Below are 19,653 nucleotides of genomic sequence, written 5' to 3' on the forward strand. Positions count from 1 at the left end.
CGCGGGTCTTTCTTAGTCATGTGGTAGATGTTGGGAGAGTTTGTTCTGGTTTTTGGTATTGTGTTTGGTTACTTTGCGCTAGTAACTACCGCATCCAGAGGACGAAACGCGCCCCAAGATTGATAAACCGAGCGCTCGGTCTAATAATGAGCGCATGGAAACGATCGTCGACGAGCCCCAGTGGCTGCGCACGGCCTCCTGGATCGGCTGCCCGCTGGCGGGGGCGGGGATCGGCTGGTTCCTCCAGTCGATCTCGGGCTGGGTGGCGTCCCTGAGCTGGATCCCGTTCAAGGGACCGTTCCAGCTCGTCTCGAACATCCCCCAGCCCTGGGGCACGGTCACCGGAATCGGCGCCGGCCTGATCCTCGGCCTGCTGTTCGCCGCGGTCTGGGCGCACGAGCGCCTGATCGTCAAGGTGACCCCGAAGCGCATCACGCTCACCACCAAGGGCCGCAGCCGCGCCTACGAAGCCGAGCTGGAGGCCGTCTTCCTCGACGGCAAGGAGCTCGTCCTGCTCGCCGCCGACGGCCGGGAACTGGCGCGGCAGAAGGGCGACGTCGACCGCAAGGCCGTCGCCAAGGCCTTCCTCGAGTACGGCTACCCGTGGCACGACGAGCCGCCGGCGGTGAAATGAGGACGGTCGACCCCGCCAAGTACGAGGCCAAACGCCGCGCCATCCTCGACGCGGCGGCGTGGTGTTTTTCGGAGAAGGGTTTCGAGAGGACCACGACGGCCGAGATCTGCCGCGCGGCGGGGATCAGCACCGGCAGCCTGTTCCACTACTTCCCGAACAAGCGCGCGGTGTTCGTCGGCATCTTCGAGCAGGACGCCGACGAGACCACGGCCCTGCTCGCGGCCGCCGGGGCGATCGAGGACCCGTGGGAGTCGATCCTCCACGTCGTCGCCCAGGTGTCCGAACAGCTTCTTCAGCCCGTCGCGGCCAAGCTCGTCCTCGAGGTCGCCGCGCAGTGCTCCCGCGACGCCGAGCTGGCCGACCTCGTCCAGGGCAACGACCGCGCGCTGCGCGACGGGCTCACCCGGCTCGTGACGCGGGCGATGGACGCGGGCCGGATCGATCCCGGCTTGGCCCCGCGGACGGCGGCCAGCTGGCTCGTCGCGTTGGTCGACGCGCCGCTTTCCCGGGTGATTCTGGAGCCGGACCTCGATCCGGCGGCGGAACTCGCGGTCATGAAGGAGCTGATCACCAGATTCCTTCGTCCCGTTCTGCCTATTCCGCCCCCGGCCGCCGGGCGGGTGGCCGACACTGGTGAAATCTCCCCGGGCTGATCGGTAGGCCCGGGACATCAGTTACGGGGGTCGAATCGGTGGGTGCCTGGCTGCGCAAGAAGGCGGTCGACGAGGAAAATCCGGACGATGTGCCGACCGGCCAGATCTCGGCGGCGATCATCGCCGAAGCGGACGGCGAGACTTCGCGGTCCGAGGGAACCGCGGAGGTCGAAGCCGCGTCGAAGACCGATGTGGAGTCCACGACCACGGGTCCGGCCGACCTCGAACAGGCTCTCGCCGACAGGCAGGCACTGATCCAGATGTGCCTGTACGCCCTCGATCGCGCCCGCAGCGGTGGCGTCGTCGAGCGGCTCGAACACGGTCTCGCCGGCATCGGCGTCCGTGCCCTGCGCCCGGACGGCGAGCGGTTCGACCCCGCCGTGCACGAGGCGGGCGGCGCGGTCGCGACCGAGGACCCGGCACTCGAAGGGCTCGTCGCGGAGACCGAGGTCGTCGGTTTCGCCGATCATGACCGCGTCCTGCGCGCGCCGATCGTCATCGTCTACGCGAAGAAGGCACAGTGACCGCTCCGAGCGCGGCGGCCAACCTGCCGGCGGTCGTGAAGAGCACCCGCGAACAGCTGCTCACCGTCGTCCGCGAAGCCGATCCCCAGGCCGCGAAATGGGTCGAGGACATCCGGAAGGCGCGGCCGAAGAAGCCGTCGGTCGTGGTGGTCGGCGAGACCAACCGCGGCAAGAGCTCGCTCGTGAACGCGCTCCTGTCCATGCCGGGACTGTCCCCTGTGGACGCCGACGTCGCCACGGCGACGTATCTCGTCTTCGAACACGCCGAGCAGTGGTCCGCGCAGGCCTGCTATCCGGGCCAGCTGGCGCCGGTGCCGATCAACCTGAACGACCTGATCCACTGGGTCTCGGCCGCGCACGAACTGCCGGAAGGGCAGATCCCGCCGCGCTACGTCGAGGTCTCCGGCCCGGTCCCGCTGCTCGAACGGGTGTCCATTGTGGACACCCCGGGCGTCGGCGGGCTCGATTCGATGCACGGCGAACTGGCGAAGGAGGCCGCCGCGGGCGCCACCGCGCTGCTGTTCGTCGTCGACGCCTCCTCGCCGTTCACCGCGCAGGAACTGCAATTCCTGCACGACATGGGTGAACGCGTCGAGACCGTGCTGTTCGCGCTGACCAAGACCGACCAGTTCCGCGGCTGGCGTGAGGTGCTCGAAGCCGACCGGCGGCTGCTCGCCGAGCACGCCCCCCGGTTCGCCGACGCGGTGTTCCACCCGGTGTCCGCGCGCATGTTCGAGACGGCGGCCAAGGCCCCGAACGAGCAGATGGCCATGATGCTGCGCGAGAAGGCGGGCATCGCCGCGTTGCAGGGCGCGTTGCAGGAGATGCTGGTCGGCCGCTCGGCGATGCTGGGCGAGGCCAACACCCTGCGCGCGCTGTCGAGCGCGCTCGGCGAGCTGAAGGCGAAGCTGCAGGCGGAAAGCCGCGCGCTGTCCGCCGGCGAGGCCGAAGCGGAACAGCTGCGCCAGCGCCGGGACGATCTGACCACCGAACGCCGGTCCTCGACCCGCGGCTGGCAGCTGAAACTGCGCGCGGAGATCCAGCGGACCCGCGTCGAGGTCGGGCACGAGACCAGCAGGCAGATGCGCGACGCGTCGACGCATTTCCGTCAGCGGATCGACGGTGCGAAACGGGACGACCTCGCCGCGCTGCCGCAGCAGGTCGACATCGCGCTGCAGACGACGTCGCAGCGTATCTCGATGCTGCTCTCCCAGCGGCTCAACCAGGTCACCAACGTCGCGCTCGCGGAGCTGTTCTCGGCCGAAGAGCTCGACATCATCCGCGGCCAGTTCGCCAGGGCGGGCGGCCCGCCGGTCGTCCTGCGCCCGCCGGACAAGAAACCGCCGACGGCCGAGGACAAACTGCTCATCTTCATGGGTGTTTCCGGCGGTCTCGGCGCAGGGAAGGTCGCCGCGCTGCCGCTGGCGGGCGTCGCGATCCTGAACCCGGTGATCCTGCCGGCCACGATCATCATCGGGCTCGGCGCCGGCTGGTGGATGGCGCGGACCCGCAAACACGCGTCGGACAAGCAGCATATGAAGCAATGGCTGGTCGAGGCGATCGCCGACGCGCGGTCCACGTTGGACCAGCTCGTCGCAGAGCAGCTGATCGAAGCCGAACAGCAGCTTTCGATGGCGCTCGACGAAGCCCTCGGCCGCCGCATCGACGCGATCGAGGCGGAGCTGAAGGAAGTCGACAAGACGATCAAGATGGGCGCGCAGGAACGGGCGAAGAAGATCTCGGCTGTCGCGAAGCGCCTGAAGGACGTCTCGGACGGTCGCGACCGCGCGGAGGCCCTTCTCGGTCGCATTCGGTCACTGCGCGACAATCAAGCGTGACCTTTCCTCAGCAACCGCAGCAGCCGCCTTACGGACAGCAGCCCTATCCTCAGCAGCAGCCGCCGCCCTTCGGGCAGCAGCAGTTCCCGCCGGGACCCCCGCAAAGCCCGTTCCCGCCGCTGCCGCCCCAGAAGGGATTGCCGGCGAAGCTGCAGCGGCTGAGCGAGGCCGTCCGTGATCCGCGGCGCCGTAAGAAGCTGATCCTGCGGGTGCTCCTCGCCGTCGTGGCGGTGGTGGTCCTCATCGTCGGGGTGGTCTTCCTCATCGGCGTGGTGATCGCCCCGGCGATCGACCACGTGTCGAGGTGATCGCGGGTCGGGCGGCCCGGGCGGGTGGTCCTGTTGTGGACCGGAACCGAACCGGCCTACGGTGAGTCATAAGCTTCGACACACCAGCAGGTCAACGAGGGGGTTATCCCATGTGGGTCGACGAGAGCGGCGGCACGGACACCGAGAGTGGCTCCACGGAGGCGGTCACGGTCCACGTTGACGGCGAGGAGTACCAGGCCGAGCTCAACTACGACCTCGACAAGGACGGCGTGAACGACGCCGCGGTCATCCAGCACGACGACGGTACGGGCCAGGCGTTCGTCGACACCGACGGCGACGGCGAGGCCGACCAGTACGCGGTGCTCGACGAGAACGGCAAGGTCGTCCAGGAAGCCGTCTACGACGAGGCGTCCGGCTCCTGGGTCGAGGCGGGCGGCGGCGGGAACGACGACGGTTCCGACGCGGGCACCAGCGGCACCATGCACGCCGACATGCCCAGCGGCGACGTCGAGGTCGGCCCGCCGACCATCGACACCGACAACGACGGGACGCCGGACACCGCCATCGTCCACACGGAGGACGGCCGCACCATCGCCTTCACCGACAAGGACGGCGACGGCAACGCCGACATCGCGGTGGAGACCGACGCCTCCGGCAACTCCAAGACCTACGAGCACACCGGGCCGGGCCAGTGGTCCGAGACCGGCAGCGGCGTGGTCAACAACGACATCGGCGCGGCCTTCGCGAGCACTCCGGCGGCCGCGGGGGACCCGGCGGGCGACGCGGCGTGGGGCGGCGCGGGCACCGAAACGCTCGAAGGAGTGGCGAAGATCGATTCCGCCACCGGTCAGTGGATCAGCCCCAACTGAATCCTGAAATGGCCTGGACCAATAAAAGAATGGTTTAGTCCATTCCGAACGGGTCGATTCCTGTAATCCTGGTCACAGAACAGCCCGGCGCGAGACCTCGCGCCGGGCTTTCTCATGTCCGATTCGCCCGGCCGCTGTGCCATCGGTCACCGGAAGAATTTCTGCGTATGGCCCATTCCGGTGATACTGAATCGATTCCCTTATCGTTCTTGTGAGAGAACCGACAGGTCAGCTCTCGGTTACCTGCCGGTCATCCGGCTACTCTCGGGGAATCCCAAAACCTGCACACCGGTCTTCCCGCCGGTGTGCGAAGCCATTCGGTCGCCGGCAATGAAGCCCGCATCGGAACAGCGTCGTTCCCGGTGTGGGCTTCTGCCGTCGGAAGTCAGGAGTAGAGATGACCGCAGTCGCCATCCCTGGACTGGAAAATGCGCCGACGACGCACAGTGGCGTGCTGTCCTGGGTCCGGGAGGTCGCCGAACTGACCACTCCGGACCGCGTGGTGTGGGTCGACGGCTCCGACGAAGAGGCCGCCCGGATCAACGCCGAACTGGTCTCCGCCGGCACGTTCGTGCAGCTCGACGCGAAGCCCAACTCGTACTGGGCCGCTTCCGACCCGAATGACGTCGCCCGCGTCGAAGAGCGCACCTTCATCTGTTCGGAGAACGAAGAGGACGCCGGTCCCACCAACAACTGGATGGACCCGGCCGAGATGAAGGCCACGATGACCGAGCTGTACCGCGGGTGCATGCGCGGTCGCACGATGTACGTGATCCCCTTCTGCATGGGCCCCCTCGGAGCCGAGGATCCCAAGCTCGGCATCGAGATCACCGACTTCGCCTACGTCGTCGCCTCCATGCGCGTGATGACCCGCGCCGGCAAGGCCGCGCTGGACAAGTTCATCACCGAGGACGGCACCGAGCGCGCGTTCGTCCCGGCCCTGCACTCCGTCGGCGCGCCGCTGGAGCCGGGTCAGGAAGACGTCTCCTGGCCGTGCAACACCACCAAGTACATCTCGCACTTCCCCGAGACCCGCGAGATCTGGAGCTACGGCTCCGGCTACGGCGGCAACTCGCTGCTGGGCAAGAAGTGCTACTCGCTGCGCATCGGCTCGGTCATCGCCCGCGACGAGGGCTGGCTGGCCGAGCACATGCTGATCCTCAAGCTGATCTCGCCCGAGAACAAGGTCCACTACGTCGCGGCGGCGTTCCCGAGCGCCTGCGGCAAGACCAACCTCGCCATGCTGCAGCCGACCATCCCCGGCTGGCGCGCCGAGACCCTCGGTGACGACATCGCGTGGATGCGGTTCGGCGAGGACGGCCGCCTGTACGCGGTGAACCCCGAGTTCGGCTTCTTCGGCGTCGCGCCGGGCACCGACTGGCACACCAACCCCAACGCGATGCGCACCATCGAAAAGGGCAACACGGTCTACACGAACGTCGCGCTCACCGACGACGGCGACATCTGGTGGGAGGGCATGGGCGACAAGCCCGAGCACGCCACCTCCTGGAAGAAGCAGGACTGGACGCCGGAGTCGGAAGAGAAGGCCGCGCACCCGAACTCGCGCTACTGCACCCCGATGTCGCAGTGCCCGATCCTCGCGCCCGAATGGGACGACCCGCAGGGCGTGCCGATCTCGGCGATCCTGTTCGGCGGCCGCCGCAAGACCACGGTCCCGCTGGTGAACGAGGCCCGCGACTGGCAGCACGGCGTGTTCATGGGCGCCACCATGTCGTCGGAGACCACCGCGGCCGCCGCCGGCGCGGTCGGCAACGTGCGCCGCGACCCGATGGCCATGCTGCCGTTCCTCGGCTACCACGCCGGTGACTACTTCAAGCACTGGCTGGACCTCGGCAAGAACGCCGACGCGGACAAGCTGCCGAAGATCTTCTACGTCAACTGGTTCCGCCGTGGCGAAGACGGCCGTTTCCTGTGGCCGGGCTTCGGCGAGAACTCGCGGATCCTGAAGTGGGTCATCGACCGCGTCGAGGGCAAGGGCAACGCGAACGAGACCCCGGTCGGCTTCGTGCCGAACGCCGAGGACCTCGACACCGAGGGTCTCAAGGAGCCGCTGGCCGACATCCAGGCCGCGCTGGACGTCTCCGCCGAAGAGTGGCGTCAGGAACTGCCGCTCATCGAGGAGTGGTTCGAGAAGATCGGCGACAAGGTCCCGTCGTCGCTGCGTGACGAGCTGGACGCGCTCAAGCAGCGCCTCGGCTGATCGCCCGAACGCCGGAGAAGGCCTCATCCTCGGAGTCATTCCCGGGGATGAGGCCTTCTTCTTTCGGGCTCGGTACCGTGGCCGCATGGTCAAATTCGGCGTCAACATGGTCGTCCCGGCGAGCCGTGCCGCGTGGGTCGAAAAGTGCCGTAAGGCCGAGGACCTCGGCTTCGACGTGATCGGCGCGGCCGACCACCTCGGCATGGCACCGCCGTTCCCGGCTCTCGTCCTCGCCGCCGAGGTGACGAAACGCCCTCGGCTCAACACCTTCGTCATCAACACCGCCTTCTACAACCCGATGCTGCTGGCCCGCGACGTCACCGGCACGGACCAGTTCACCGAGGGCAGGCTGGAGCTCGGCCTGGGGGCCGGTTACGTGAAGGCCGAATTCGAAGCCGCGGGGATGGAATTCCCCCGCGCGGGCAAACGCGTGGACCACCTCGAAAACACCATCAAGGTACTGAAAAAGCTTTATGCGGACGAAAACCACAAACCGCCGACGGTGCAGAAACCGGGGCCGCCGTTGATGATCGCCGGTCGTGGCGACCGGCTGCTCACCCTCGCCGCCGAACACGCCGACATCATCGGCTTCACCGGTACGGCGGCCGTTCCCGACGGGGGCGAGCTCGCCGTCGACGACGCGGCCGGAATCGAGGAGCGGGTGGACTTCGTCCGCGGGAAACTGAACGGCCGTGCCGTCGAATTCAATATCCTCGCGCATTTCGTCGCCGTGGTCGAAGACCGGCAAAAGGGGCTGGAGAGCCTGCGAGAACTGCTCGAAGGCAAGCTGACCGTCGATCAACTCGCCGAACTGCCGACGGCCCTGGTCGGCACCCGCGAGCAGATCGCCGAACAGATCCTGGCGCATCGCGAGCGCTTCGGTTTCACCTATTTCACCGTGCTGGAGCACAACATGGACGCGCTCGCTCCGGTGATCGAAGTGTTGCGCGGCAAATGATCGACGTACGCGGGCTCGGCGTCCAGGCCGGGGAGCACTGGTTGTTCGACGGCCTCGACTTCGAGGTCGACGCGGGCGAATGCGCGGTCGTCGTCGGCCCGAACGGGGTCGGTAAATCGACCCTGCTCCGGTGCCTTTACGGAACGCAGACCCCGCAGCGGGGCCGAGTCGTCGTCGCGGGCGGGAAACCCGACGAACGCGATGTTTCCTTCCGTCGCAAGGTTTCCGTGCTGTTCGACGATTCCGATTTCTTCGCCGAGCTGACGCCGCTCCAGCACCTCGAACTGCTGGAGGGCTCGTTCGGCGCCGGTCTCGGCGATTTCGACGCGCTCCTGGCGGACGCGGGCCTGTCGGAACGCGCGAAGGTCACCGCGGGCAAGTTCTCCGCCGGGCAACGCCGTCGGCTGCTGCTCCTCGGCGCGACCGCGCGGCCGCACGACGTCCTGCTGCTCGACGAGCCCGAACGGGCGCTCGACGTCGCGGGGAAGGAATGGCTGACGTCGTTGATCAAGCGCTCGACCGACGCCGGGGCCGCCGTCGTCGTCGCCACGCACCATCCCCCGCTGCTCGAAGCGGCCGACTCGACCCTCGAGTTGTGGTGACCACGAAAGCGCCCACGCACGTCCCCGGACGGCAGCGATTCGGCGGGCTGCTCAACGGTGACTACCAGACCTTCCTGGCGTTGTTCGGTTTCGGCGCGCTGTTCACCGCTTTCCAGAACCTGCCGAAACTCCGGCATTTCCTTTTTGGACAGTCCGTTGTGGACTTCCCGGCCGTGTTCGGGCTGCTGGTCGTGCTGTGTGCGATGTTCTGGCGCGGCCTGCTGCGCCGCGGTTTCGTCTGGGCCGAGCCGGCGGCGCTGACGTGGATGGACTTCGCCCGCGTCGACAGGCGCCGTGTCGTCGTGAAGCGGATGTGGACGCTCTGGGCCGGGCTGGTCGTGGTGGTCGGCTACACCGGGGCGCTGGTCACCGCGATCGGCGCCGGTTCGAAGGACGTGTGGATCGCGATGTCGGCGTTGACCGCCTCCGGCGCGATCCTGGCCGCCGTCACCGCGCGGCGGACGGCGATCCGCGGGGAAACGCTCGCGCCGGTCGTGCTCGCGCTCGCCGGTCTGGCGTTCGCCGCCGCGGGCCTTGGCCCGGTCGCCGTCGAGGTGCTGGCCGGCGCGCTGTTCGTGGTGGCGGTCGCGGTGGCCTTCGGCGGCGAACCGATGTCCGGGGTCGGCCGCCAGGAACTCGTCGACGGCTGGAACGCGCGGCTCCTGCGGGCGATGGCCGCGGTCTTCCTGGACCCCATGCTGCTGATCCCGGAATCGAAGCCGGTGCCGTGGCTGTCGCTGCGGCGTCCGACGGCCCTGCGGCTCGCGTGGGCGGGGGTGCTCGGCCGGATGCGTTACGCGGCGGCGAGTGTGGTGATCGCGTGCCTGGCAGGCGTCGCGCACCGGGCCTTCCCGGCGATCCCCGCGGCGGCGATGTTCGCGCTCGGCGCGTACGCGGCGGTCGTGCCGTTCGTCGGCGGGCTCGGCGAACTGTGGCGCAATCCCGGGCGTCGTCGGTGGCTCGGCGCGTCCGACTGGGAGTTGCGGCTGGTCAACGGGCTGGTGATCACCCTGCTCGGTCTCGGCTGGGGTCTCCTGCTCGGCCTGGTGACGTTGACGCTCGGGGTGACTCCGGCCTGGCCGGTGTGGCTCGCGATCCCGCTCGCCGTCGTCGCCGCCCTGCGCACGGCCACCCGGCCGCCGATGAACTACGACGTCGGTGGCGGGGCCGCCGGGTTGCAGGCCCTGCGAGGCGTCGACGTGCTCGCCGTCGGTGCCGTTGTGCTCAGCGTGATCGCCTGAGGTCACCCGTTCCCGCGTTCGGATCATTCGGATACTCCGGACGCGGGTTACCCTCGATGCGACGAAAGGAGCACGAGTGGGCGGCGGGCACGCACCGGGAAAGGGACGGCGGGCGACCAGCGAGTTCCCCGCGGGCTGGACCGACGAGCAGATCATCGCGGTGATCAAGGACGTCGCGAACGATCCCAGCGAACCCCGCCTCAGACTGCACAACGGCCGCTGGCGCTGCGCGGGCGAACGGTACGGCGTGCACCTGATCGTGCTGGTCGAAGACAACGGCAACGTCAAGACGGGCTATCCGGTGGCGGGCCCCGGCGTGATCCGCAATCCCGACACCGCCGCCGACCCGGCGAACCCGACCGTCGCCGACCTCGCCGCCGGCCGGATCAGCTTTTTCGGCGACAGCCTGCTCGACCAGATCGGTGACCGGATCTCGCCGGACGTCCTGGCCTTCTACCGAACGCTGCACTGGTCGGGCGAGTGGGAAGAGCTGGCGGACGTCCTCGTCGCGCACGCGATGAACGAGAACCTGCACCTCGGCGTGGACGAATACGCCACCCTGGAAAGCCTGCTGAACAGCTTCGACCTGCCGATCGACGGCTTCCTCTACCTGAACGACCGGGCACACGCCCTGGCCGCCCTGCGCCCCTAACTCGCTTCGGCGACCTCTTCGGCGCCGCCCTCGGCGGCCGCTCGCAGCGCGTCCAGCGGCAGCCCGACGGCGTCCGCGATCGCCATCACCGTGAAGAAGGCGGGCGTCGGGATCCGGCCGGTCTCGATCTTCCGGAGCGTCTCCACCGAGATCCCGGCCTCCGCCGCGACCTCGACCATGCTCCGCGACGACGACGCGCGCGCGTCCCGGAGCGCCAGCCCCAGCCGCTCGCCGCGTTCGCGTTCCTCGTCCGTCAACGGCACTCGCACCATGAGCCCAATACTAATACCGGCCCGCCCGGTCGTGAGCGGCATCCGCGTGCCCGAACACGCGAGATCCGGCTGGAAGCACGTGAGTTACGGCTCCAAGCACGTGAGTTACGGCTCCAGTCACGCGACTTCTGTCCAGGCGCACGCCGACGGTCGAGTTGTCCCTCCGGAGTTACCCCCAGCCTGTGGACAACTCTGTGCACAGGTCGTGGACAACCCCAAAGAAAGGGCCCCGCCGAGCCGAAACTCGACGGGGCCACAATCCCTAGTGGCTTCAGGCGCCCGCGGGCACCGGAAGTGGGAGTCCGGGGAGGCTCTGGTCGTTCGGCACCTTGCCGTCGACGAGGTAGTCCTCCACGACCTTGTCCACACCCACGTTGCCGCCGGCGTAGATACCGTGGTCACCTTCACCGGTCACGGTGATCATCCGCGAGTTCTCGAACGCGCGGTGCGCACGGGTCGCGCCCTCGATCGGGGTCGCGGGGTCGTGCACCGACTGGACGATCAGCACCGGCGGGACGCCGCGGCCGTCGAGCTTCGGCAGGTCGACCGGCTTGTTCTTCCAGAAGATGCACGGCTGGATCAGCCAGCCGGCGCCCAGCAGCGGCAGATCGCGGTCGATCAGCTTCTGCGACTGGCGGATGACGCTCTGCCGGTTGCCGGTCCACTTGCCCTCGTTGCAGGGGATGGACCAGAAGCTGGCGTTGTAGGAGTCGCCGTCGCTCGGGACGAACAGCGGCTGCGGGCCGATGACGCCGTCACCGTCGACGGTCTCGGCCTTGACCTTCTGCGCGGCCGAGGCCTTCTGCTGCTGCGACGAGGTGCCCTCGGTCAGCGTCTTCAGGTTGACCAGGTAGTCGGCCAGCGCCGGGAAGTTGCGCTTCGAGTAGAGGTACGACGCGATGGTCGAGTCGAGGGCGTTGGCCGAAACCGGGACGCCGTCCACCTCGACCGGGTTCTGGGTCAGCGCGAAGCGGACCTTCTCGTAGGTCTGGCGAGCGGCTTCGCCGTCCTTGCCGAACCCGTAGACCTTGTCGTACTTGCCCATCCACGGCAGGTAGTCCTGACGCCAGCGGCGCTCGAAGCCGAGCGGCTGCCCGTCGAACGAGTTCTGCCAGGTCGTGGTGAACTCGGTCGAGGAGTCCAGCAGGAAACGGCCGGTGCGGGTGGGGAACTGCTGCGCGTAGTGCGCGCCCATCCAGGTGCCCGCCGAGTAGCCGACCCAGTTGATCTTGTCGCGGCCCAGGAGGACGCGCAGCAGGTCGATGTCGCGGATGGTCTGGGCGGTGTTGATGAGCGGGCCCAGCTCGCCGGACTTCACCTGGCAGGAGTCCGCCGCGTACTTGGTGGCGTCCAGGATCAGGTTGAGGTTCGCCCGGCTGCGGTCGCGCGGGTCGAGGTCGGAGCCGGTGCCGATCGCGTTGCCGCAGGTGATGTTGGTGCTCTTGCCGGTGCCGCGCGGGTCGAGACCGATGATCTCCTGGTTCGCGCGCAGCTTCGTCTGGTTACGCAGACGGGCCGGGAAGTTACGGCCCGGAGCACCGGGGCCACCAGGGTTCGTGATGACACTGGCCGTCGCCTTGCCACTGGTGGCGGCGAGGCGGCTGACGGCGATCGTCAGGTCGATGGCCTCGTTCGTCTTGTACCAGTTACGCGGCGCGCGGTAGGTCGCGCACTCGATGTTCTCGGCTCCCGGAGGCGGCGCGGACGGCAGCTCGCCGGCGGTGCACTTGTGCCAGTCCAGCTTCTGGTCCGCGTACTTCGCCGGAATGTTGGTGGAGTTCAGCGGCTGCTGCCCGGCAGCCTCCGGCCCTGCGAACGCAGGCGTGAACCCGGCCAGCATGGTGCCGGCGACAGCCGGGATCACCACCGCATAGCGGAGTTTCTTCATCCGATGCCCCTTTGATGTTGCGTGCGAAGTTCCTGTTCGCGACTTGCGGCTATTGATATCCGCCGGGGACTCGGACGGCAACCGCCCTTCGTCGTATGAGGCGTCACTGATCAAATCGATATCAGGCGCGCGTGACCCGGACGGGGGAGAGGTTCTAGGGTCATCGGGTCGATCCGGGGGTACGGGAACGTTAGGTGAGGTCCGATGGCGTCAGGTAAGGCAGACGGGAAGGTGAGGGGCTTTCAGTTCAGCCCCTGGAACCTCCTGTTGATCATCCCGTTGCTGGTGCTGATCACGTCCTTGTTCAATTCGGACGGTCCCCGGCTGTTCGGGATGCCGTTCTTCTACTGGTTCCAATTCGTGTTCGTGGCGGTCGGTGTCCTCTGCACCTGGATCGTCTTCGTGATGACCAAGGACAAGCCGACCAGTGAGCGTCCCGACCGGCTGTCCGTGGACGAGCTCGACGAGGGGGACGTCAAGTGACCAATATCCAATGGCCCGAGCTGATCATCTTCACGGTCCTCTTCGCGGTGGTCACCGTGCTCGGCTTCGTCGCGTCGCGCTGGAAGGCCGGCAACACCCTCGACCACCTGGATGAATGGGGCCTCGGCGGCCGCAAGTTCGGCTCGTGGATCACCTGGTTCCTGCTCGGCGGTGACCTCTACACGGCTTACACGTTCGTGGCCGTCCCCGCGCTGATGTTCAGCGCCGGCGCGATGGGCATGTTCGCGCTGCCGTACACGATCATCGTCTACCCGATCGTGTTGATGCCGGCGCTGCGCATGTGGTCGGTCTCGCGCGTCCGCGGCTACGTCACGCCCGCCGACTTCGTCCGCGGCCGGTTCGGTTCGCCGACACTGGCGCTGCTGATCGCGATCACCGGCATCATCGCGACGATGCCGTACATCGCCCTGCAGCTCGTCGGGCTCGAGGCGGTCCTGCGGACGATGGGCATCAACGGCTCCGGCGTCGTCGGTCACCTGCCGCTGTTGGTCGCCTTCATCATCCTGGCGGTCTACACCTACCAGTCGGGCCTTCGCGCGCCCGCGCTGATCGCGTTCGTCAAGGACATCCTGATCTACATCGTGATCCTTGTGGCGATCATCTACCTGCCCTCGAAGCTCGGCGGCTGGTCGGCGATCTTCGACTCGGCCCAGGCGAAGTTCGACAAGACGCCGTCGAAGGCGGACGGCATCCTGCTGACCGCGAACAACCAGTTGCAGTACGCCACGCTGGCACTCGGTTCGGCGCTCGCGCTGTTCCTGTACCCGCACTCGCTCACCAGCGTGCTCGCCTCGCGAGGCCGCAGCGTGATCAAGCGGAACATGGTCGCGCTTCCGGCGTACTCGCTGGTCCTGGGGCTGCTGGCGTTGCTCGGCTACGTCGCGATCAGCGCTTCGGTCTCGCCGATCACCAACAACGCCACCGGCAAGCCCGACACGAACACCGTGGTCCCGGTGCTGTTCGACTCGCAGTTCTCGTCGTGGTTCGCCGGGATCGCGTTCGCCGCGATCGGCATCGGCGCGCTGGTGCCCGCGGCGATCATGTCGATCGCGGCGGCCAACCTGTGGACCCGCAACATCTACAAGGAGTACATCAAGAAGAACGCGACGCCGGGCCAGGAGGCGAAGCAGGCCAAGCTCGCTTCGCTGATCGTGAAGTTCGGCGCGGTGGCGTTCATCCTGTTCATCGACCCGCAGTTCTCGATCGACCTGCAGCTCATCGGCGGTGTGCTGATCCTGCAGACGCTGCCCGCGGTCGCGATCTCGCTCTACACGCGGTGGTTCCACCGCTGGGGCCTGATCGCGGGCTGGATCGTCGGTATCGGGTGGGGCCTGATCATGCTCTACAACATCCCGAACGCGGCGACCGGCAAGGCGCACTTCGGTGGCTCGGCGTTGTCGATGGGCAACCTGTCGATCTTCGGCTGGCATCCGTTCAGCGGTTCGCAGCTGCAGATCTACGTCGGGTTCGTGGCGCTGGTCGCGAACCTGCTGATCGCCGTGATCTTCACGGTGATCGCGCGGCAGCTGAAGGTCTTCAACGGCACGGACGACACCGAGGCCGAGGACTACCACGCCGACGAGCACGACAAGGATCTCCGCGAAATCGGCGTCCACTAGTCACTGGTGATCGAAGGGGCCGCGTCCGGTTCGGACGCGGCCTTTTCGGTCACAGCTCCAGCCGCCAGGTCTGCCCGGTCAGCTCGTACCCGAAGCCCGTGATCGTCTCTTCGTCGACCAGCTGAAAACCGGCCCTCTGGTAGATCGCCCGCGCCGCCTCCAGCAGCGACACCGTCCAAAGCTCCATCGCCGGGTAGCCGGACGCCCTCGCGAACTCGACGCATTCGGTGACCAGACGTTTTCCGACGCCGCGTCCCCGCGCGGCCGGTTCGAGGAGCAACATCCGCAGCTTCGCGGTGATGCCGTCTTCGGCGGGCATGCAGAAGATGCTGCCGACGCGCTCCCCGTCGAGTTCGGCGATCCAGCCCGCTTGGCGTGGGTCGCCGCGCCTGTCGACGTACTCCGCGACGACACGGGCGACGAGCGCTTCGAAGCGCTCGTCCCAGCCGTACTCGCGGGAGTAGAGGGCGCCGTGGCGGTGGACCACCCAGCCGAAGTCACCCGGCCGGGGCGGGCGCAGGACCAGCGTGGGATCCGAGGCGCGCTCGCCGACCAGCGAGGTGATCGTGTCCATGGCGCCGAGCAGCCGTCGCTGCTCGTCTTCGCCGAACCTGCCGAGCAACGAGCCGATCCGGTCGACGGACCGTTCGTCGAGGACGGCGAAGGCCTCGCGGCCGTTCTCGGTCAGGCGGACGAGCTGACGGCGGGCGTCCTCGTCGCTGCGTTCACGGGTGAGCAGGCCGCGTCCCTCGAGCCTCGCGAGCAGCCTGCTCGCGTACCCGGCGTCGAGGTCGAGACGTTTGCGCAGGTCGGTGACCTGGGTCGGATCCTGCTGCGCGAGTTCGAAGAGGACCCTGGCTTCGCTCAGGGAGTACTCGGCGTCGGCCGGTCCTTCGTCGAGGACGCCGATCACGCCGGTGTACAGGCGGTTGAAGGCCCGCACGGTCGCCACCCGGTCCGCGGATCGATTCATTTGACCACCTCAACAGATTCGTTGACGAAGTCAAGTGTTACTCCGCGAAGCGGCGAAGGCAAGAAATCTTTCGGAGGTGGACATATGGAAACCCCGTGATGCTGCCAGGTCGGGGGTCCGCCAGCATCACGGGGTCGTAGTGGGTATCGACGCCGCGTTCCGCGGCGTTACACCTCACGCACTATGTGTCGTAGGTCACTCGAACGGGCGACACCTACAACGGTTGTTGTCGGGTCAGCGCATGTGCGTGTGACGCGCCTGGGAGATAGCGATGAGCTCCTGACGAACGGTCGCGGTGGCCGCGGTGTCGATCGCCCGGTTCAGGGCCCGGCGAGTGCGAGCCTCGGCGCGACGGGCACGGAGCTTGGCGGCGATGTTGTTCATCGGTTTTTGTCATCCCCTTGGGAGTAAGTCTTGCGTCTTCGTGGCTGTGCTCCTAGTATGCACCCTTTTTCACAAGGATGCCAACGATTATCCGGTGACTTGGCACACCTGCCGATGAATCATCGGCAACTGGAGTGAAAATCCGGAGAGATTTGGTGTCGCCGGTCACTTCTTGGTAACGCAGGAGGGCGCGACGAAGCGACGGTAGGGGTATCTACCGCTTTCTAGCTTTGAGGCGATAAAGCCGCAGAGAGGCTTAGTCCCGGCCGAGGAGGTAGTGGCCGAAGTGCGGGACGGTGAAGGCGATGTGGCCGCGCTCGGCGGAGTACACCAGGCCCTTCTTCATCAGGCTGTCCCGCGCGGGTGACAGCGACGAAGGCTTGCGCCCCAGGTAGACGGCCACATCGGCGGTGCCGGCGGACTCGTCCCGGCCCTGGGTCAGCTCGGCCATCGCGATCAGGTACTCGCGTTCGGCGGGCGTCGCGCGTTCGTAGCGGGAGCCGAAGAAGCCGACCGCGAGCTCCGATTCGGCCTCCGGGGCGGCGACCTGGACGTCCTTCACGGTGATGGGATCCGCCGGCGCGGCGTCCCAGGCGGCCTTGCCGTAGGCCTGGATGAAGTACGGATAGCCGCCGGACGCGTCGAACAGGGCGTCCAGCGCCTCCGGTTCGATGCCCGCGTCCTCGCGCTCGATCGGCGCCATCACCGCGAGGTCGGCGTCTTCGCGCTCCAGCCTGTCGATGCGCGCGTAGCGGAAGAGACGTTCCGAGTACGACTTCGACGCCGAAAGGACGGCCGGCACGTGCGGCAGCCCCGCGCCGACCACGACCAGCGGCGCCCCGGACTGCGAGAGCTCGTGGCAGGCGGCGCAGAGCGCGGAAACGTCCTCCGGCAGCAGATCCTGGATCTCGTCGATCAGCAGCGCGACCCCGGTGCCGACGTCGGCCGCCAGCTCCGCGACCTCGGTGAACAGTTCGACCAGGTCGATCTCGATGTCGCCCGAATCGGCGCGGCCCTGTGCGGCGGGCACGTCGATGCCCGGCTGCCAGCGGTCACGGAGCTTCGCGTCCGGTTTGTTGGCGCGCAGCGCGAACGCCTTGAGCACGCCGAGCACCTGCTCGACCCGGTCCGGCGCGCGATGGCGCACGGCGAGATCGCGGATCGCGCGGTGCAACGCGGCCGAGAGCGGCCGCCTGAGCTCGGTGTCCGGGCGGGCTTCGATCTTGCCCGCGCCCCAGCCGTGCTTGATGGCCCGCGACCGCAGCTCGCCCAGCAATACGGTCTTCCCCACGCCTCGAAGGCCGGTCAGCATCAGGCTGCGTTCGGGTCTCCCCCGCGCGACCCGTTCGAGCACGACCTCGAAGGCCTGGAGCTCGCGGACGCGACCTGCCAGCTCGGGCGGCCGTTGACCGGCGCCCGGGGCGAAGGGGTTGCGGATGGGATCCACTCTCACACGCTATCGGCGTTTCTAGCGTCGGCCCGATAATCGGCGATAGACCGATAGGCGTGTCGCGATGGGTTACTCCAAGTGGACGGGTCTGCAGCCCCGTCTACTCGTTACCGGTCGCGCAGGTTGCGTTCCGCGTAGATCTTCATCGCGTCACGAATGTATTCCGCGGTGCCCGCGCCGTGCTTCTCGTCGTACTGCCCGTAGCGCGGGTCGTCGACGTACAGCTGCCCGAGACCGGCGAAGTAGCCCTTCGAGACGGCTCGCACGGCCGGACGGAGCCACTCGTACAACCGCCGCGTGATCGCCTGGGCCTCGTCGCCGTCGGCGGGCAGGCCCTGCGCTCGGGCTTCGCCGAACGCGGCCGCGATGTCCTTCTGTTCCTGCTGGTGCGCCTTCTTGTCCTCGGCGCTCAGCGACTTCCACCACCGGTCACCCTGCTGGTAGGCGTCCGCGCCCCAGCGTTCGGTGACCTCCTTCTCGTACTTCGTGTGGTCGAAGCCGTCGAACACTTCTGTCGCCATCAGTTGTTCACCTCTTTCCGTCTTCTTCAAGGTCGTTTTGACCGATTCGATCTGCCGTCCGAGCCGCTGCCGCTCCTGCTCCAGCCACTTCAGGTGCGTGCGTAGCGCTGCCGTCGTGTCCTGCTCCCCTTCGAGGACTTCGCCGATTGCGGGCAGGCTCAGCCCGAGTTCGCGAAGCAGCAGGATCCGTTGCAGCCGCACCAGCGCGTCCTGGTCGTAGTAGCGGTATCCGTTGCTCCCCACCCGGCTCGGTTCGAGCAGCCCGATGTCGCCGTAGTGGCGCAGCGTGCGGCTCGTGGTCCCGGCCGAGCGGGCGATGTCCTGGATCGACCACTCCGTCTCGTTCGGCATGTCCACGAAGGTAGAGGTTGACGTTGCGTCAAAGTCAATCGAAGTTCACCCGGTCGTGGCATGGTTCACGAATGAAGACATTCGCGCTGGTCATGGCCGCTGCGCTGACCCTGACGACGGCCGGGGTCGCCGACGCGCAGCCGCGTCGCGCCTTCGACATCCAGGCCCACCGCGGCGGGCTGGGCCTCACGGTCGAGAGCACGCTCGCGTCGTTCGGCAAGGCGATGGAGCTGGGGGTGACCACGCTCGAACTCGACATCCAGATCACCAAGGACGGCCGCGAGGTGATCACCCACGACCGCAAGACGACACCCGCGAAGTGCCGCGACACCGCGCCCGCGACGCCCGGCGACCCGGCGTACCCGTACGTCGGCAAATACGTGAAGGATCTGACGTTCGCGCAGGTCCGCACGCTCGACTGCGGGTCGATCCGGCAGCCCGCCCATCCTGGCCAGACGCTCTCCCCCGGCGCGAAGATGCCGACGCTCGCCGAGCTCTTCCAGCTCGCCAGGGACCACCGTGCCTGGGGCATCCAGTTCAACATCGAGACCAAGGTCGAGGCCGCCGCGCCGCAGGAGACGGCGCCGCGTGAGCAGTTCGTCCAGCGGGTCGTGCGCGAGATCCTGCGCGGCGGGTTCGCGCGCAACGTCACCGTCCAGAGCTTCGACTGGGGCGCGCTGATGCGCCTGCGCGAGGTCGCGCCGTGGATCCCGACGGTCGCGCTGACCCAGCCCGAGTTCCTGCAGGTGGGGCAGCCGGGCAAGTCGCCGTGGCTGGGTGGGCTCGACATCGACGACTTCGGTGGCAGCCCCGTCCGTGCGGTGAAGTCGTTCGGCGCGAGCGCGCTTTCGCCGGTGCACGGCAACCCGCAGGGCGGCAAGGTCGGCGACCCCGACTACCGGCCGTTCACGACGAAGGCGCTGGTCGACGAGGCGCATCGGGCGGGGATCAAGGTCGTGCCCTGGACGATCGACGACCCGGCCACCATGCACAAGCTCATCGACGACGGCGTCGACGGCGTCATCACCGACTATCCGGACCGGCTTCGGGAGGTCGCGGCCGCTCGCGGCTTCAAGCTGCCGAAGGCGTATCGGGCTCGCTAGCGCAATCTAGCGCTGTCTAGTGGCAGAGAAATATTCTCGGATACACCGTTAGCGCGGTTCGGCGCGGTGGCGGGCGGGAAGACTGGGGATAGGTTTGTTTCCCGGGTCCGGATCAGAAAGGTTTACG

General features: G+C 67.7%; 20 protein-coding genes. 14 read left to right on the forward strand and 6 right to left on the reverse strand.

The window, feature by feature from the left end; all coding sequences use genetic code 11:
- The first annotated feature begins 154 nt into the window (after positions 1-154).
- From ACIRGA_RS05005 to ACIRGA_RS05055, 11 genes are all read left to right on the forward strand, one after another.
- Positions 155-634 (forward strand): hypothetical protein, encoded by a 480-nt coding sequence (locus ACIRGA_RS05005; RefSeq protein WP_400936614.1) that lies wholly within the window; start codon positions 155-157, stop codon positions 632-634.
- On the forward strand, positions 631-1,287 hold the full coding sequence (locus tag ACIRGA_RS05010) for a TetR/AcrR family transcriptional regulator (protein ID WP_400936616.1): 657 nt from the start codon (positions 631-633) through the stop codon (positions 1,285-1,287). Before ACIRGA_RS05005 ends, ACIRGA_RS05010 begins: the two co-directional genes overlap by 4 nt.
- A gap of 38 nt (positions 1,288-1,325) precedes the next feature.
- Complete coding sequence (gene grpE, locus ACIRGA_RS05015; RefSeq protein ID WP_400936618.1) at positions 1,326-1,811, forward strand: nucleotide exchange factor GrpE; 486 nt, start codon at positions 1,326-1,328, stop codon at positions 1,809-1,811.
- Positions 1,808-3,649 carry a dynamin family protein gene (locus tag ACIRGA_RS05020; protein ID WP_400936620.1) on the forward strand — a complete coding sequence of 614 codons (1,842 nt, stop codon included), beginning with the start codon at positions 1,808-1,810 and terminating at the stop codon, positions 3,647-3,649. The genes grpE and ACIRGA_RS05020 overlap by 4 nt, the downstream gene beginning before the upstream one ends.
- Positions 3,646-3,957, forward strand: coding sequence for a hypothetical protein (locus tag ACIRGA_RS05025; protein ID WP_400936622.1), 312 nt, complete (start codon positions 3,646-3,648; stop codon positions 3,955-3,957). The genes ACIRGA_RS05020 and ACIRGA_RS05025 overlap by 4 nt, the downstream gene beginning before the upstream one ends.
- A gap of 110 nt (positions 3,958-4,067) precedes the next feature.
- Positions 4,068-4,787 carry a DUF6802 family protein gene (locus tag ACIRGA_RS05030; protein ID WP_400936624.1) on the forward strand — a complete coding sequence of 240 codons (720 nt, stop codon included), beginning with the start codon at positions 4,068-4,070 and terminating at the stop codon, positions 4,785-4,787.
- Positions 4,788-5,184: 397 nt separating this feature from the next.
- Positions 5,185-7,008: a phosphoenolpyruvate carboxykinase (GTP) gene (locus ACIRGA_RS05035; protein ID WP_400936626.1), complete on the forward strand. Its 1,824-nt coding sequence runs from the start codon at positions 5,185-5,187 to the stop codon at positions 7,006-7,008.
- Between the two features lie 85 nt (positions 7,009-7,093).
- Positions 7,094-7,966 (forward strand): LLM class F420-dependent oxidoreductase, encoded by an 873-nt coding sequence (locus ACIRGA_RS05040; RefSeq protein WP_400936628.1) that lies wholly within the window; start codon positions 7,094-7,096, stop codon positions 7,964-7,966.
- Positions 7,963-8,568 carry an ATP-binding cassette domain-containing protein gene (locus ACIRGA_RS05045; RefSeq protein WP_400936630.1) on the forward strand — a complete coding sequence of 202 codons (606 nt, stop codon included), beginning with the start codon at positions 7,963-7,965 and terminating at the stop codon, positions 8,566-8,568. Before ACIRGA_RS05040 ends, ACIRGA_RS05045 begins: the two co-directional genes overlap by 4 nt.
- Complete coding sequence (locus ACIRGA_RS05050) at positions 8,562-9,809, forward strand: hypothetical protein (RefSeq protein WP_400936632.1); 1,248 nt, start codon at positions 8,562-8,564, stop codon at positions 9,807-9,809. Before ACIRGA_RS05045 ends, ACIRGA_RS05050 begins: the two co-directional genes overlap by 7 nt.
- 76 nt (positions 9,810-9,885) lie before the next feature.
- Positions 9,886-10,461: an EndoU domain-containing protein gene (locus ACIRGA_RS05055; protein WP_400936634.1), complete on the forward strand. Its 576-nt coding sequence runs from the start codon at positions 9,886-9,888 to the stop codon at positions 10,459-10,461.
- Here the strand turns inward: ACIRGA_RS05055 and ACIRGA_RS05060 are convergent.
- Positions 10,458-10,733, reverse strand: a complete 276-nt coding sequence (locus ACIRGA_RS05060; RefSeq protein ID WP_400936636.1) for a helix-turn-helix domain-containing protein — start codon at positions 10,731-10,733, stop codon at positions 10,458-10,460. The two genes, ACIRGA_RS05055 and ACIRGA_RS05060, sit on opposite strands and share 4 nt — an antisense overlap.
- Positions 10,734-11,004: 271 nt before the next feature.
- The gene (locus tag ACIRGA_RS05065; RefSeq protein ID WP_400936638.1) at positions 11,005-12,621 is read right to left on the reverse strand and encodes an alpha/beta hydrolase; all 1,617 of its coding nucleotides are present in this window, start codon (positions 12,619-12,621) and stop codon (positions 11,005-11,007) included.
- A gap of 204 nt (positions 12,622-12,825) precedes the next feature.
- Between ACIRGA_RS05065 and ACIRGA_RS05070 the strand changes: the two genes are divergently transcribed.
- Together ACIRGA_RS05070 and mctP are read left to right on the forward strand one after the other, a co-directional pair.
- On the forward strand, positions 12,826-13,104 hold the full coding sequence (locus ACIRGA_RS05070) for a DUF3311 domain-containing protein (protein ID WP_378435163.1): 279 nt from the start codon (positions 12,826-12,828) through the stop codon (positions 13,102-13,104).
- Positions 13,101-14,744: a monocarboxylate uptake permease MctP gene (mctP, locus tag ACIRGA_RS05075; RefSeq protein ID WP_400936640.1), complete on the forward strand. Its 1,644-nt coding sequence runs from the start codon at positions 13,101-13,103 to the stop codon at positions 14,742-14,744. Before ACIRGA_RS05070 ends, mctP begins: the two co-directional genes overlap by 4 nt.
- Positions 14,745-14,793: 49 nt before the next feature.
- Here mctP and ACIRGA_RS05080 read toward each other — a convergent pair whose 3' ends face one another.
- The 4 genes from ACIRGA_RS05080 to ACIRGA_RS05095 form a co-directional block, all read right to left on the reverse strand.
- Positions 14,794-15,717 carry a GNAT family N-acetyltransferase gene (locus ACIRGA_RS05080; protein ID WP_400936642.1) on the reverse strand — a complete coding sequence of 308 codons (924 nt, stop codon included), beginning with the start codon at positions 15,715-15,717 and terminating at the stop codon, positions 14,794-14,796.
- Positions 15,718-15,951: 234 nt separating this feature from the next.
- A complete protein-coding gene (locus tag ACIRGA_RS05085; RefSeq protein WP_007032374.1) occupies positions 15,952-16,101 on the reverse strand; it encodes a hypothetical protein in 150 nt (49 codons plus the stop codon).
- Between the two features lie 256 nt (positions 16,102-16,357).
- Complete coding sequence (locus ACIRGA_RS05090; protein WP_400936644.1) at positions 16,358-17,548, reverse strand: AAA family ATPase; 1,191 nt, start codon at positions 17,546-17,548, stop codon at positions 16,358-16,360.
- A 110-nt stretch (positions 17,549-17,658) separates the two neighbouring features.
- On the reverse strand, positions 17,659-18,423 hold the full coding sequence (locus ACIRGA_RS05095) for a MerR family transcriptional regulator (RefSeq protein ID WP_400936646.1): 765 nt from the start codon (positions 18,421-18,423) through the stop codon (positions 17,659-17,661).
- A gap of 71 nt (positions 18,424-18,494) precedes the next feature.
- Between ACIRGA_RS05095 and ACIRGA_RS05100 the strand changes: the two genes are divergently transcribed.
- Complete coding sequence (locus tag ACIRGA_RS05100) at positions 18,495-19,526, forward strand: glycerophosphodiester phosphodiesterase family protein (RefSeq protein ID WP_400936648.1); 1,032 nt, start codon at positions 18,495-18,497, stop codon at positions 19,524-19,526.
- The last annotated feature ends 127 nt before the right edge of the window (positions 19,527-19,653 follow it).

Source organism: Amycolatopsis sp. NPDC102389 (assembly GCF_044765885.1).
Taxonomy (GTDB): Bacteria; Actinomycetota; Actinomycetes; order Mycobacteriales; family Pseudonocardiaceae; genus Amycolatopsis.

Bases quoted from the DNA above. Each gene is read 5' to 3' on its own strand.
- ACIRGA_RS05005 (WP_400936614.1), top strand. From the start codon at position 155: ATGGAAACGATCGTCGACGAGCCCCAGTGGCTGCGCACGGCCTCCTGG.
- ACIRGA_RS05010 (WP_400936616.1), top strand. From the start codon at position 631: ATGAGGACGGTCGACCCCGCCAAGTACGAGGCCAAACGCCGCGCCATC.
- ACIRGA_RS05030 (WP_400936624.1), top strand. From the start codon at position 4,068: ATGTGGGTCGACGAGAGCGGCGGCACGGACACCGAGAGTGGCTCCACG.
- ACIRGA_RS05035 (WP_400936626.1), top strand. From the start codon at position 5,185: ATGACCGCAGTCGCCATCCCTGGACTGGAAAATGCGCCGACGACGCAC.
- ACIRGA_RS05040 (WP_400936628.1), top strand. From the start codon at position 7,094: ATGGTCAAATTCGGCGTCAACATGGTCGTCCCGGCGAGCCGTGCCGCG.
- ACIRGA_RS05045 (WP_400936630.1), top strand. From the start codon at position 7,963: ATGATCGACGTACGCGGGCTCGGCGTCCAGGCCGGGGAGCACTGGTTG.
- ACIRGA_RS05060 (WP_400936636.1), bottom strand. From the start codon at position 10,733: ATGGTGCGAGTGCCGTTGACGGACGAGGAACGCGAACGCGGCGAGCGG.
- ACIRGA_RS05065 (WP_400936638.1), bottom strand. From the start codon at position 12,621: ATGAAGAAACTCCGCTATGCGGTGGTGATCCCGGCTGTCGCCGGCACC.
- ACIRGA_RS05070 (WP_378435163.1), top strand. From the start codon at position 12,826: ATGGCGTCAGGTAAGGCAGACGGGAAGGTGAGGGGCTTTCAGTTCAGC.
- ACIRGA_RS05080 (WP_400936642.1), bottom strand. From the start codon at position 15,717: ATGAATCGATCCGCGGACCGGGTGGCGACCGTGCGGGCCTTCAACCGC.
- ACIRGA_RS05085 (WP_007032374.1), bottom strand. From the start codon at position 16,101: ATGAACAACATCGCCGCCAAGCTCCGTGCCCGTCGCGCCGAGGCTCGC.
- ACIRGA_RS05095 (WP_400936646.1), bottom strand. From the start codon at position 18,423: ATGCCGAACGAGACGGAGTGGTCGATCCAGGACATCGCCCGCTCGGCC.
- ACIRGA_RS05100 (WP_400936648.1), top strand. From the start codon at position 18,495: ATGAAGACATTCGCGCTGGTCATGGCCGCTGCGCTGACCCTGACGACG.